Below are 13,133 nucleotides of genomic sequence, written 5' to 3'. Positions count from 1 at the left end.
TTAGTTTTGTTCTAAGTTTGTAATAGGGTAAAGCGCGCTAACTTCAGTTTGTCGCTTGATATTTTCCAGTTCTTCCTGACTGGTTAGCCCTACGCCAACTTGACTAACTGCCAAAGCAGAAAGTGCCGTAGCGAAGCGCAATAAATCGTTTTTAGGCATCAGTTGCATGTGGCCCCAACACAAGCCAGCGACCAGCGTATCGCCTGCGCCAACGGTGCTCACGACATGCATTCGAGGCGGTTTTGCACTAAGCCATTCGCCTTGGTTGAGCCACATAACACCGTCAGGTCCCATAGAAACCACGATGTTTTCTATGCCTTTGTCGCTCAGTGTTTGCGCTGCAGCTTGGCACTGTTCAGGTGTTGCTAGATGTTCGCCAACAAAATCACCAAGTTCTTCATCGTTAGGTTTAATTAACCATGGGTGAGCATCAATACCTGACTTCAATGCGGCTTTGCTACTGTCGAACAACACCTTTTTGCCTTGTTGATGCAGTGCTTCTATCCATGCAGCGCATTGCTCTGCAGTAACACCGCCCGGTAGGCTGCCTGCCAATACAAAGTAATCGTGTGTTTCAGCAAGGCGGAATAGGGTTTCTTCAAAGCGCGCGATTTCTTCTGCCGTAACTTGAACACCAGGGAAGTTAATGTCACTAACGTTTCCATTAGCCTCAACGAGCTTGACGTTGATACGAGTGGCACCTTGTACTTCTACAAACTCATTCTTAACGCCGATGTCATTGAAAAGCTGATGGAATAGCTCAGGGTTATCTTTACCAAGAAAGCCGGTAACCGTGACATCTGCGCCTAAATCGCTCAACACTTTTGCTACGTTGACACCTTTACCTGCAGCGTGGAGATTGCTTTGCTGTACTAAACTCACGGAACCAACGTTTAGTTCATTTACTGAACCTGTTAAATCCAATGCCGGGTTGAGCGTAATAGTGACAACCTTATTTGTTTTGTTTGTCATATCGGATCCTTAACCTTCACCAAGGCCAGAAGCGATTGCATTTCCGATAGACTCCAAGGCTTGCGGCGCATCAGGGCCTTCTGCTGTAAATTGAAGTTGGTGACCGTGCTTAACGCCCAGCGCGATGACTTTCATTAGGCTCTTCGCGTTTACTGCTTTTCCATCTCCGTCTAAGTTGGCAACACGTATAGTGGATTCAAACTTTTTCGCTTCTGCGACTAACATTGCCCCCGGACGAGCATGTAGGCCGTGAGAGTTTTTGATTTTAAATACAGCGGTATTGCCTTCTTCTGAAGGTGCGGCTGTGACTTCTTCACCTTTGAACAAAGCAAGAATCTGTTCTACTGATGCATCTAAAAGCTTGCCGTGTTCATTGTTAAACAAAATATTAGAAAGCGTTTTTAGGATAGGTTGGTGAGCATTGTTACATGCTGCGAACGCGACAAGTGCACGCACTTTTTGACCTTCATATTCGCAGTCGTTTGCCGTCGAGACAAATGACACACCTGTGCGAGTGACATGTTTGTCACTGCCAATTAACCACAGGCCATTACATAAGTGAGTTGGTTGTTTGGTAACGAGATCTGCAACGAATTCGTTATCAGCACATCCCGTATTTTTCAACAGACCACCAGCAACAGCACTCATCTGTAGCATGTCGCTCGCAGGGAACATCAGTTGAATTAAAGAAGCGTCAAAGTCTGCTTCAAGCTGAACATCACCGTGCAGTAGGGCGATGATCTCGTCTTCGTTTTTTGCATTACGCAGACGCTCTTCTACGCCATCTGCGCCTAGCACTTTGGTGAGCTGTTTAAGAATGCCAAGGTGCTCATCAGATTTAGCTGCGATACCGATAGCGACGAACACAGTATTGCCATCACCCCAGTCGACACCTTGTGGGAAGTGGTGCACAGCAACACCCGTTGTTTTCACCATTGCACGAGTGTCGGTTGTACCGTGCGGTATGGCAATACCGTTCCCCAAAAACGTAGAGTTTTGGTTTTCACGGTTTAGCATGCCTTCAACGTAACCTTGCTCAACTAGGCCTTTATCAGTCAGGCTATGAGCAATACTCTTTATTGCTTCAAACTTATCTGTCGCTGATTGCGAGAGGGTAATGTCGTTCTTATTTAGCTTAAGCATGGTGCTTCTCCAGCCTTAAGGTATCAATTTAAAAATGTATTCTGTGTGAGAAGTTGAACGCCGCTTCTTCTGAGCGCTTATCACTCCTCAAACCTTTTATATTTCAAGCTAAATCGATTCAGCTTGTTGGTAAATTTTTTAAAAGACTCAGAAAAACTGTTTTAAAAACTGACGTTAACAAACGAGCCTTTGCCGCTGTCCTATAGCCTAGCTCACAAATTGGTTTGTTGCGTGTTCGGGTGATTTACGTCAATTTTTAAGTTTTGCTGAATCCTTTCAGCTTTTATACTGAATCGGTTCAGCTTATAATTCAACTTATCGAAAGATCGTTGATGTATTAATATGATCGCGCGCACAGAATAAGGTTTAGAATATGACACTGGATGAAATAGCCAAATTAGCGGGTGTTTCTAAGACAACTGCAAGCTATGTGATTAACGGAAAAGCGCAGAAATACCGCATCAGCGAGAAGACTCAGAAAAAGGTGATGGCCGTTGTAGAAGAGTACAATTATAAGCCAGATCATGCGGCGTCTTCCTTGCGGGCAGGTAATTCACGCTCATTTGGGCTTATCATCCCAGACTTAGAGAACACCAGTTATGCGCGTCTTGCAAAGCTGATAGAGCAAAACTCTCGGAAAGCGGGGTACCAAATTTTGATTGGCTGCTCTGATGATGATCCTGATACAGAGCAAAAGGTGGCGGAAGCATTAGTCAGTCGTCGTATTGATGCGTTGTTTGTGGCAAGTGGTATGCCCACTGCAAACGAGTATTATCTTAAGTTGCAAAATTCTGGTACGCCAGTTATCGCGCTAGACCGTCCAATGGATGATGAGCACTTTTGTTGTGTCATCAGCGAAGATTTTGATGCCGCACTTGAACTCACTCAGTCAGTACTGTCAGAGGATATTAAGTCCATTGGCTTAATCGGTGCATTGCAAGATCTTCAAGTCTCAAAAGAGCGTGAGCTTGGTTTTCTATCTGCTTCTCAACAAGGTGGTAAAACGGCAACAGTGGGTTATGGACAACACTTCTCCCGGGAAGAAGGCAAGAAAGTCTTAGAGAGATGGTTAACAGAGAACGCATTGCCAGATGCCATTGTTACAACGTCATACACACTGTTAGAAGGTGTGTTGGATGTAATGCTAGAAAAACCAGAACTGATGGGAAAGGTGCGTTTAGCGACATTTGGTGATAATCGACTGCTGGACTTCTTGCCTGTGAAAATCAACTCTTTGCCTCAACAGTTTGAGTTGATCGCGGACAGCGCAATGGAGTTAGCACTCAACGCTTCCGCTAAGCGTTACAAGCCTGGCGTAGAACTTATCCCGCGTAAAATTGTGAAACGTCACTAAGTAACTAAATAGGTTGCTCAAAGCTTTACTTCAGCCGTCAGCGCTACAAATGCGTGGTCGCTGGCGTTTTTATCTCTGTCATAAATCGGGTTGATCAGATGTTGGTTAGACACGTGATAGTCAACAACCTCGGCAACCGATATATCTGATAAGGTATCAAACTCTTGTGAGAGCAAGATATAGTCGAGTACATTCCCAGTGGAAAAATGATAGTGCGTGGCTGGGCGTTCATCCTTCAGGGTGTCACTTTGCAATAACCAACCATCTTTGAGTTGTAATTCAGTGACGCTGTCACCAGTATTGGATACCAATGCGCTGTTAACGCTGATAGGAGTGATAGGTTGATTCATATCGCCCATTAACACTGTCGGCATTGGTTCTTTTCGATACCTCTTTTGCATCGCGTCTCTTAACATCGCTGCTTCCCAGCCTCTTTGCTGGGTGGATAACCAGCGCCCAATAATCGTGCTAGACGTTTCTGGTTGTTCTGAGTCGGCCGGGCGTTGAGATTTCAGGTGCGTTACGTAAACGGCGATATGACCAAGTACAGGATGTATTACTTGGGCATAGATAGGTTTGCGACTGAACTCTGGAACAACACTTACTCCAAAAGGCTCAAGCGTTGCTAAGTCAAACTCTACCGCTTGTACTTTTTCTATTGGAAACCGAGATGCGATTGCCACAACAGGGCTTGAGTAAATGTACTCATCCTCAACATGTGGAGTGTCAACGGTCGCAAAGTAGGGGTAGCCGATGGTTGAAAAGAATGCCTGGGTCTTCTCGATACTGAATACTTCTTGTAAGCCAATCACGTCGCCTTCCAGTTTTTCAACTTGACGTTGCGTCCACGAAAGTTTGTCTCGCCATTGCTCTAACGAGTATATGTTCTCGAAATCATAGTAGGCGTTAGGCGGTGCGACAAAATTAAACAAGTTCGCAGTGACAAAGGTAATTCTACTTGGTTGAGACAAAGTATTCGCTCTTTTCAACAATAACTTAGAGAGTATATACCTTCAGGTTGCGTAATTGCATCTTCGTTTGAGCTACGCATCGGTATACAAGCTAACAAGCGACAAGTTAAATGGGTTAAGAGGTGCTCAAACGCCAAGGCGAATCGGTGATTGAACATCGGCAGAGGCTTCTATTTTTAAGCATTGCGTTTAAACTTCAGGGCATCAAATAGTAAGAGTAAGTAACATGACCCAAGATTACGACCACGAAGAGTATTTAGAAGGCGAAGAGATTGAGATCGAAGCGATTGGCATCGATGTTGATGCGCATCCAATCGAACTGTACAAGCTTTTTAAAATCGCAAACTTGGTCAGCGGTGGCGGCGAAGCAAAACATATCATCGAGGAAGGCTACGTTGCGGTGAATGGTGAACTAGAAACACGTAAGCGCCGCAAGATGTATGATGGTGACTTTTTTGAGTTTAACCAGGAATATTATGTTGTGGTTTGCGATGCGCCAGTAACCGAACCTGAAACGGCAGAGCAAAAAGCAGAAAAGAAAGCGAAAAAAGAAGCACAGTCTTCTCGTAAAGACAAGTCTCGTCAAAGTAAGTCACCTAAAGCCTCTGGGCCTAAATCAACAGGCCGTAAAGCGGCACATAAAGAGCGTAAAGCGCAGAAAGAAGCGTTGTCTCAGTCTGCTAAGAAAGGCAAAAAAGAAGACAAACCGCAAGCCACTCGTGATCCGAAGAGCGGACGTAATTCTATTGATTTTTTCTAGGGAAATGAACGCTTAACTAAATAAGTGACATCTGAGTAAAACTAAAAAGCGCCGAGCATATTATATCGGCGCTTTTTTGGTTTCACTGTGCTGTAAGTGGGCAGTGTTAATGCACTGTCGTCTCGATGTTTAGGCTATCTGTCCAGTGATGAATGGCGCAAGGCTTTCCTAAGTAAAAGCCTTGGTAATAATCCAAATTAAGTTGATACATAGCTTGTAGCTGCACGTCTTCTTCAACCCCTTCTATAATGACTTTTGCTCCCATATGATCCGCTAGATCAACGGCGCTATGTATGGAAAAGGTTTCTCCGGCGCAGTAGTCTAGCAAATAGGAACGATCGATTTTGATGATGTCAGGGCAGAGCTGCTGAACACGTGCGATATCAGAATGTTGGGCGCCAAAATCATCGATAGCAAAGATAAAACCATTTGCTTTCATTAACTGTACGGCTTTGATTAATAAATCCGTATCTCCGCATGACTCTTCGACTACTTCAAAAACTACGTCTGATGGGCTCATACCAAGTTCGGAAAGGCGTTTGTAAAGCAGGCCGTTATCTTTAAAGCCCATGTCTTTGGTTAGTGTGAGTAGCGTTTGAGGCATGACGTTAAGAAACAGTTTGATCGGCGTCCCTGCGAAATAGCGTGCGAAATTTCGAATGTGCATTGCTCTAGATAAAAACTCTACACATAAGCGAAAGTAGGGATCAAGACCATTATTGGCCAGAAACACGTCAGGACGAATTAGGGAACCATCAATGCCACGAATACGCAGTAAGGCTTCCATACCAATAATACGTTGGCGTCTATCAAAAATTGGCTGATAAACACTGTGAAAAGTGAATTGATTGAGAACTACGTAATATTCACCAAGATTATCTTGTTTTATGTATCGCTCGTAGTCGGATTGATTCTTTAACTCCATGAAAAACGCCGAAAATTTAGCATCTTGCCAATGTAACAGGGTGCAATTCTGATTTGAAGAATCAAATGTGCCTAATTACATATGCGGTTGAGTTAATTTGAAATGGCTTCCGATTTTGCTTCAATATGGCGGAAAATAAGTGACAGACCAAAACAGATTAAGAAGTAAGCAAGGCCGACAATCAACCAAATTTCAAATATATACCCTGATGAATTTGCCATCTCTGTCCCAACAAACGTCATTTCTTGTATCGAAATCAGTGAAACAATAGAGGTGTCTTTCACCAAAGAGATGGTTTGACCGGCAAGTGCAGGTGTTATTGATTTAAGCACCTGTGGCGCGATAACAAATCGGTATTTCACCCATCGAGACAAGCCCAATGAGTCAGCCGCCTCCCACTGACCTTGGTCGATACTTTGTAAACCACCGCGCACAACTTCTGCAATGTAGGCAGAAGAGAGTAAGCCGACGCATAACACGCCAGAGGCAAGGTTTTCCCAAAGGTTAGAAGGCCCAAACAGAAAGCGCTGTAGCGCATTTGGTTCGCCGTTGTAGTTTCGTAGAAGATCTTCCAAACCGAGTAACGGGATCAATTGGTTAGAAATGAAAAAGTAGAAAATAAAAACAAACACCAACGGAGGGATGTTTCTCACTAACTGGATAAACGCATTGGCAGGTGTGCGCAACCAAACGGAACGAGAGAAGCGTGCTAAGCCTAACAAAGTGCCAAACACTAATGCGAAGCTGATGCCCCAAATACTGAGCCTTAACGTCGAAATCAAACCTTGGAAGAAGTAGGGCAAACCACCATCTGCTCTAGGTGTGAAAAGTAATTCAAGCGCCTCTTTCCACTGCCACAAATAATGCACACCAACAGCGGACCGATGGTACAGCCAAACACCACCGATACCGCACATAACAAGTAGTACCCAGTCTAGTGTGTTTAATTGCGGTAAAAGGTAGCCTGTGCTGGATTTCGCGGGTGCTGTGCGAGTGGTAGTGTGTTCGCCCAAAAATTTGACTCCGATAAGTTATGGAAAAGTAAAATGAATGATTGGAGAGTATAGGCTCGCGGCGTCCACGAGCCATTAAGATTACTGGCCTTGCGCGACTTGATCTTGCCAATCTAATGTCGAGAACCAGTATTCATAACGTTGTTTTAACCATCCATCTTGGGTTCTTGCTTCAATCCATTTATTGAAAAAGGCCTTTTTATCTTCTTCCCCCAAACGAACTGCAAAGGCTTCGTTACCTTGTGATAGTCGCTCAGAGAATGGAAGGAATAGTTTGTCGCTGTGTTTCACTGTCTCATGTTCTGGTTTTGGGCTAGAAGCAATGACCGCGTGGGCGTTACCATTCAGCACCTCTTGGAACGCTTGTGCGTCGTCATCGAATTGCAGGATCTTCGCTTTCGGGAAGGTTTCTCTGGCTACTTGAACGGTGAATGCGCCGCGACGAGCCGCAATTTTTACGCGTCGTGAATCAAAATCCGAAAATTCGCTAAAACCAGAGGCGAGTTCTTTGTTTGCTGCTACTTGAACGCCTGAGTGCGAGTAGGGCTCAGTAAACAAGACGCTTTTGGAGCGTTCAGGCGTAACAGACATGCCACCAATGATCACGTCGAACTTTTTCGCCAGTAATGCGGGAATAATGCCATCCCATGCAGTCGGTACGAATTCCACTTTCAAACCTGAATCTTGTGCTAAGCGTTTGGCAACATCGATTTCAAAACCGATTAACTCACCTTGCTTGTTACGCATTGCCCAAGGTACAAATGTTGACATACCAACGCGCAAAGTGCCTCGTTCTTTGATTTGATCTACATTGGGTGTGGCAACACCTTCTTTCGCGAGAGTAGGCATAGCGATGGCTAGCCCTAATAATGCAGTAATGGTCGCTTTGAATAACTTCATGTTATCTCCTTATAATTTGCGCCAACTGGCTCCGAGTTTGTGTTCTAGCCATGCAGACAAGCCAGAAAGTGACAGAGTGAGAGCAAGATAAATTGCTGCCACGGTAAACCAAATTTCAAACGGCATCGCCGTCTCTGAGACGATGTTGCGTGCCTGTGTTGTTAGATCAAAAATCGCCATCACGCTTACAATGGAAGAGTTTTTGATCAAAGAAACCACTTCATTGGTTAATGGCGGTAATGTGCGCTGTAAAACCTGAGGAAAAATTACGTCTTTGTAGGTGTAAAACGGTGATAGTCCGAGAGTTTGTGCTGCTTCGAATTGCCCTTTAGGAATACTGTTTAAACCTGCACGGAATATTTCCGCGGTGTAGGCACCTTGGAAAAGGGATAATGCCAAAACGGCGGTACTGAATCGGTCCAAACCAATCACGGGGCCAAACACGAAGTAGAGTAAATAGATTTGCACCAACAACGGCGTGTTACGTATTACTTCGACATAAGTGGTACCAATAACATTGCCGACTTTCGAATCGCTAAGCCTTAGTAACGCGGTAACCAACCCTAATACTAAGGTAAAAAATAGACTAATAGCCGAGATGTTAAGCGTGACCAATAGCCCATCAATAAGTTCTGCCGGCCACCATTCGCCATCTTCATAAAAAGCGATGTAATCAGGTACGCGCTCCCATTGCCATTGATAGCCCATAGCGTCGGCACCAGAGTCCAACACCCACACAATCGCGATGAAGAGGAGCGTCATTTGCAGTAAAGCTTGAAGGACAGGTTTGATTACGCGAACTATCATCAGTAACTTAAAATTTGGTTCAAAAATGCTTGGGTTCGTGGATGCTGTGGTGTCTCAAATAAGGCGACTGGAGAGTTCATTTCCACGATTTGGCCTTCGTCCATAAATACCACGCGGTTCGCTACTTTTTTGGCAAATCCCATTTCATGCGTGACGCAAATCATCGTCATTCCGCTTTGAGCCAGCTCAACCATGACATCCAACACTTCGTTGATCATTTCCGGATCAAGCGCTGAAGTTGGCTCGTCAAACAGGAGTAAATCCGGTTCCATACACAAGGAGCGGGCAATCGCGACGCGTTGCTGCTGACCGCCAGAAAGCTGGATTGGATACTTACTCGCTTGCTCTTCAATATTGACTCGCTTTAGGTAATGTTTTGCGCGTTTTTCAGCTTCTTGTTTTGATAATTTGAGTGTGCGAATCGGCGCTAAGGTGAGGTTTTCCAGTACAGTCAAGTGAGGAAAAAGGTGAAAGTGTTGGAACACCATGCCGATTTTACCGGGCTTGAGAGATTTTGCGTGAGAAGGCTGGTCGAACACATGAAGCTGGCCTTCTTGAATCGATTCAAGATGATTGATGCAACGAATGAGCGTTGATTTTCCGGAACCTGAAGGGCCACACACCACGACGATCTCGCCAGAATGCACGGAGAAGTTGATGTCTTTTAGAGCGTGGTAATCGCCATACCACTTATTTACGTCGCTAAACTCAACGACGGGAGTATTCTCTTTCAAAGGGGCACGCTATAACGGAAAAATATCCTTTTACAATAGCAAGTTGTGCGCGTAATTTCATTAAGAATAAGCTAATGTTTAGGCGATGATTTTAAGACTCTATTCAGATCGCTTACAAGATACATCCATGTTTCTTTAATGTTGGTGCAGTCTAGAGTATGACTAACTCAGTTCAACGAGATACGGATAACGAACAACAATCGCAACAACAGACATAACCATTAATGTCTGTGCAGAATAGTAGGTCACCATGACAACTTGTCGTGAAAATATTGACCGTCCTCCAAAGCGTTCGAAAGCCAATACGATGCCAGAGATAATAAAGATAAAGCTTCCGAGCACTGCAAAGGAGGAGGATTGTGTTTTCCCACTCAAATAATACTCGATCGAAGCCCAGCACATAGTCATCAGTACCAATATATAACTGGCAACTGGCCGTTTCTCTTTACCGAGATCCGGTCGGAACAACCAGTAGACGCATATACCGAGTCCGAACAAGGCAATTGGGAGCCAAGGTGTAAAATGCCACGCTGACATGATGGCAAAACCATAACTATAGGAGAGATGGGCAGAGCAAAAGAGCACTAATCCTGTAATGAACTTGTCTCTAGGGAGCATTAATAACACGTCACCAAGCAACGAGAGCGATAAGCCAATCAAAATCCAATGCGCATATGGCATTGGGTAAGCCGGGGACTGAATTAAAATACCAAGCATACAGAGCACTGGTAATGGTTTAGAAACGTAAAAGAGCCATTTAGAGCCTTTACGGATACTGATGATATGTATGAATGCTAATACGACAACAACTAGCCACATAAAGTGTTTTCTCGAACAGACAAAATTATGTAGTACATCACTACAACAAATCAAAACTTAATTAACGAGTTAACTCGTTCTTTGATCTCAATTATTTTTATTTGTGTAAAGCTGGACAGTTGTCTCTTTACTAACCAACACGGCCGATTTTTTGTCTGGAGGGAATCGTTGTTTTTAGAAGCCTCCTCGTTTTGAACGTGATGTGGCTTACAAAATAGCATAAAAAAACGGTATTGTGACTGTTAAGTCACAATACCGTTAAACCCTAGGAAGGGCAGTGAAGAATTGTTGCAGTTATGAGACAGCTAACTCTAAGATTTCTCGGCTACGTTCAAGTGTGATCGCCTGGTTTTCACCTAAAACAGTCATGCCGTGTTTGTTTAGTTGATCAATGATGGCATCGATAGCTTGTTCACGGCTCTCACCATAGTTTTCGAGCTTAGTTGCGACATCAAGTTGATGATAAAACGCTTCGATAGCTTCGATTGTGCGCTCTGCTAAATCCTCACCTGCTTCAAGAGCAAATACGTTGCGACCCATTTGTTCTAACTTAGGGCGCTTAAACTGCATTTGGTTACGAAGTAACGATGGTTGGACAATTGCAAGAGAACGCGCATGATCAACGCCCCATAGAGCGGTTAATTCATGGCCGATCATATGTGTCGCCCAGTCTTGTGGAACGCCACTACCAATTAACCCATTCAATGCTTGGTTAGCAGACCACATTAAGTTTGCGCGCCACATATCGTCGTCTCGTTCCGCAAACTGTTCTCCGAGTGTTTTTAAGGTTTTCAGCAGTGTTTCTGCGTAACCATCTTGAACCATTGCACCGGTAGGAAGCGTCAAGTATTGCTCACATACGTGCACCCATGCGTCAACAATGCCGTTGATAAGCTGGCGTTCTGGCAGTGTTTTCATTACATCTGGGTCTAACACGGCAAATTTTGGCTGCACTGCTGGAGACATGAACGGAAGTTTGTCTTGAGTTTCTTTTTTAGTGATAACTGCGCCCATGTTTGACTCTGAGCCTGTTGCTGGCAATGTCAAAATTGCAGCTAGAGGCGTCGCTTCAGTGACTTGGTGCTTACCAATCATGATATCCCAACCATCACCATCATACTTTGATGCCGCTGCTACGTATTTGGAGCCATCGATGACTGAACCACCACCTACCGCTAAAATAAAGTCAACGCCATGCTCTTTTACCATTGCGACTGCTTTATCGAGTGTTTCTTTGGTTGGGTTTGGTTCAACACCTGAAAACTCTAGCCATTCATGTCCCTCAAGAGCTTCCGCTACTTGGTCGTACACGCCATTTTTTTTGATGGAGCCACCACCGTATACCACTAAAACTTTTTGGTCGGATGGGATAGCTTCTTTGATTGCTGCGATTTGTTTTTGACCAAAGAAAATCTTGGTTGGGTTTACATAAGAAAAGTTCATTATTAGCCCTCTTGCTTCCAGTGAAGGAGATTGAATACATGCATATTAGTCCTGATTAACGATGGTTAACAGGTCGATTTCTGCAAATAATTTGCCTATTTCTACAAAATTAATGCTCTTGAGCTAGAAAGTTAAAGTCGAGAGGAAGTATAGTGCTCGAAACGATAATAGAGACCAAACTCGTTGGTCATTGATGGAGCGCTCTAATGCACACTCTCGCAGATATCATGCAGCAATATGTTGAAAAGCAGGGGCTGCATGACCTAGAAGGTATGAAGAAAACAGCGATAGATGGCGTATGGTTTTATCGCAGTAGCAAAGGGAATCATCGCCAGCCGTTTGTCTATCAGTCCGGCATCATCGTATTGGGTCAAGGGCATAAGAACATTCATATTGGTGATACACCAGTGCAATATGGGCCCGATGATTACCTTGTTGTCGGGGTTCCCATGCCACTAGAGTGCGAAGCGTTTGCGACAAACAATGAGCCTTTACTTGGCATTTCGATAGATATTTCGCCAACGCTTCTTCATAAACTCGTTAAAAAATTAGAGGGTGAGAAATTCAGTAATAAGTGTCTGGATGCGACCCGTTGCGGCCTTAAGTCGGTACGTATGAATGAAGGTATGTTGGATGCGTGCAAGCGGTTAATGAAAGCAATGTGTGACGAGCTTGATGTCATCATGCTTGGCGAGCTGCTTCTTGAGGAAATTGTGTATCGTACTTTGGTGAGCAAAGAGGGGTATGTTTTATTTGACCTAGCACATCAAGAAGGTTCTTACGCGAGGGTAGCTAAAGCACTAAATCGTGTACATCAAGCGTATCACGAACAGTTGAACGTACAAGCATTGGCTGAAGAAGCCAACATGAGTGTGTCTGCTTTCCATCAAGCATTTCGCAATGTCACGCTTGAATCTCCGTTGCAATATATTAAGAAAGTTCGACTTAACAAAGCGCGCGAATTGATCCAGTTAGAGGGGCGACGTGTTAATGATGCAGCGAGAATGGTTGGGTACACGAGCCCATCACAGTTTAGTCGCGAGTACAAGCGCCATTTTAATGAAACGCCAAGGTCAACAAAGGCTTAGTGATCTTTATTTCAAAATGGCGACTTTTTTTACCTTTTTTATTAATTTGCGAGTGACATATTTATTTAAGTTATAAAATTAGTTACTGGTGCCAAATAATAGGTACGTTGTTGCAATCATTTAGTGGATTGTTGCGAGGCGGTGTGGAAAACTCGTAAATAGATAGTGTGAAATCACCAACTTGTACTTAAGTTATTTTACGTC

The 13,133-nt window shown here is 44.1% G+C and carries 13 protein-coding genes; 3 read left to right on the top strand and 10 right to left on the bottom strand.

The genetic code is table 11. The features are described from left to right. Both pfkB and fruB read right to left on the bottom strand, forming a co-directional pair. The gene (gene pfkB / locus R7P36_RS03315; protein ID WP_042520798.1) at positions 1-972 is read right to left on the bottom strand and encodes a 1-phosphofructokinase; all 972 of its coding nucleotides are present in this window, start codon (positions 970-972) and stop codon (positions 1-3) included. A 9-nt stretch (positions 973-981) separates the two neighbouring features. Further along, positions 982-2,115 carry a fused PTS fructose transporter subunit IIA/HPr protein gene (gene fruB, locus R7P36_RS03310; RefSeq protein ID WP_213899973.1) on the bottom strand — a complete coding sequence of 378 codons (1,134 nt, stop codon included), beginning with the start codon at positions 2,113-2,115 and terminating at the stop codon, positions 982-984. Positions 2,116-2,488: 373 nt separating this feature from the next. Here fruB and cra point away from each other — a divergent pair, with 373 nt between their 5' ends. Further along, the gene (gene cra, locus R7P36_RS03305; RefSeq protein WP_062730994.1) at positions 2,489-3,469 is read left to right on the top strand and encodes a catabolite repressor/activator; all 981 of its coding nucleotides are present in this window, start codon (positions 2,489-2,491) and stop codon (positions 3,467-3,469) included. A 17-nt stretch (positions 3,470-3,486) separates the two neighbouring features. On the opposite strand, the gene R7P36_RS03300 is transcribed toward cra, so the two are convergent. Beyond that, positions 3,487-4,440, bottom strand: coding sequence for an endonuclease/exonuclease/phosphatase family protein (locus tag R7P36_RS03300; protein ID WP_213899974.1), 954 nt, complete (start codon positions 4,438-4,440; stop codon positions 3,487-3,489). 226 nt (positions 4,441-4,666) lie between these two features. Between R7P36_RS03300 and R7P36_RS03295 the strand changes: the two genes are divergently transcribed. Further along, positions 4,667-5,200: an RNA-binding S4 domain-containing protein gene (locus tag R7P36_RS03295; protein ID WP_005376400.1), complete on the top strand. Its 534-nt coding sequence runs from the start codon at positions 4,667-4,669 to the stop codon at positions 5,198-5,200. A 106-nt stretch (positions 5,201-5,306) separates the two neighbouring features. Here R7P36_RS03295 and R7P36_RS03290 read toward each other — a convergent pair whose 3' ends face one another. From R7P36_RS03290 to R7P36_RS03260, 7 genes are all read right to left on the bottom strand, one after another. Next, complete coding sequence (locus R7P36_RS03290) at positions 5,307-6,125, bottom strand: EAL domain-containing protein (RefSeq protein WP_017820958.1); 819 nt, start codon at positions 6,123-6,125, stop codon at positions 5,307-5,309. A gap of 92 nt (positions 6,126-6,217) precedes the next feature. Next, a complete protein-coding gene (locus R7P36_RS03285; RefSeq protein ID WP_017820957.1) occupies positions 6,218-7,138 on the bottom strand; it encodes an amino acid ABC transporter permease in 921 nt (306 codons plus the stop codon). An 81-nt stretch (positions 7,139-7,219) separates the two neighbouring features. Further along, positions 7,220-8,038 (bottom strand): transporter substrate-binding domain-containing protein, encoded by an 819-nt coding sequence (locus tag R7P36_RS03280; protein WP_213880725.1) that lies wholly within the window; start codon positions 8,036-8,038, stop codon positions 7,220-7,222. A 9-nt stretch (positions 8,039-8,047) separates the two neighbouring features. Then, a complete protein-coding gene (locus R7P36_RS03275) occupies positions 8,048-8,845 on the bottom strand; it encodes an amino acid ABC transporter permease (RefSeq protein WP_171344627.1) in 798 nt (265 codons plus the stop codon). Further along, on the bottom strand, positions 8,845-9,579 hold the full coding sequence (locus R7P36_RS03270; RefSeq protein ID WP_053307675.1) for an amino acid ABC transporter ATP-binding protein: 735 nt from the start codon (positions 9,577-9,579) through the stop codon (positions 8,845-8,847). The genes R7P36_RS03275 and R7P36_RS03270 overlap by 1 nt, the downstream gene beginning before the upstream one ends. A 162-nt stretch (positions 9,580-9,741) precedes the next feature. Beyond that, entirely contained in the window at positions 9,742-10,398 is a 657-nt protein-coding gene (locus R7P36_RS03265) for a lysoplasmalogenase (RefSeq protein WP_005376394.1), read from the bottom strand. A gap of 294 nt (positions 10,399-10,692) precedes the next feature. Continuing rightward, a complete protein-coding gene (locus tag R7P36_RS03260) occupies positions 10,693-11,841 on the bottom strand; it encodes an iron-containing alcohol dehydrogenase (protein ID WP_017634188.1) in 1,149 nt (382 codons plus the stop codon). A 206-nt stretch (positions 11,842-12,047) separates the two neighbouring features. On the opposite strand from R7P36_RS03260, the gene R7P36_RS03255 reads away from it, so the two are divergent. Continuing rightward, positions 12,048-12,929: an AraC family transcriptional regulator gene (locus R7P36_RS03255; protein WP_017634187.1), complete on the top strand. Its 882-nt coding sequence runs from the start codon at positions 12,048-12,050 to the stop codon at positions 12,927-12,929. Positions 12,930-13,133: the final 204 nt, after the last annotated feature.

It is taken from the genome of Vibrio sp. 397, from assembly GCF_033339395.1.
In the GTDB taxonomy this organism is placed as follows: domain Bacteria; phylum Pseudomonadota; class Gammaproteobacteria; order Enterobacterales; family Vibrionaceae; genus Vibrio; species Vibrio alginolyticus.
This window is presented reverse-complemented; position numbering and strand designations above follow the sequence as displayed.

What these genes read in the sequence shown, in the direction of transcription:
- pfkB (WP_042520798.1), bottom strand. Translation starts at nt 972, where the DNA reads ATGACAAACAAAACAAATAAGGTTGTCACTATTACGCTCAACCCGGCA.
- fruB (WP_213899973.1), bottom strand. Translation starts at nt 2,115, where the DNA reads ATGCTTAAGCTAAATAAGAACGACATTACCCTCTCGCAATCAGCGACA.
- cra (WP_062730994.1), top strand. Translation starts at nt 2,489, where the DNA reads ATGACACTGGATGAAATAGCCAAATTAGCGGGTGTTTCTAAGACAACT.
- R7P36_RS03295 (WP_005376400.1), top strand. Translation starts at nt 4,667, where the DNA reads ATGACCCAAGATTACGACCACGAAGAGTATTTAGAAGGCGAAGAGATT.
- R7P36_RS03290 (WP_017820958.1), bottom strand. Translation starts at nt 6,125, where the DNA reads ATGGAGTTAAAGAATCAATCCGACTACGAGCGATACATAAAACAAGAT.
- R7P36_RS03280 (WP_213880725.1), bottom strand. Translation starts at nt 8,038, where the DNA reads ATGAAGTTATTCAAAGCGACCATTACTGCATTATTAGGGCTAGCCATC.
- R7P36_RS03275 (WP_171344627.1), bottom strand. Translation starts at nt 8,845, where the DNA reads ATGATAGTTCGCGTAATCAAACCTGTCCTTCAAGCTTTACTGCAAATG.
- R7P36_RS03265 (WP_005376394.1), bottom strand. Translation starts at nt 10,398, where the DNA reads ATGTGGCTAGTTGTTGTCGTATTAGCATTCATACATATCATCAGTATC.
- R7P36_RS03260 (WP_017634188.1), bottom strand. Translation starts at nt 11,841, where the DNA reads ATGAACTTTTCTTATGTAAACCCAACCAAGATTTTCTTTGGTCAAAAA.
- R7P36_RS03255 (WP_017634187.1), top strand. Translation starts at nt 12,048, where the DNA reads ATGCACACTCTCGCAGATATCATGCAGCAATATGTTGAAAAGCAGGGG.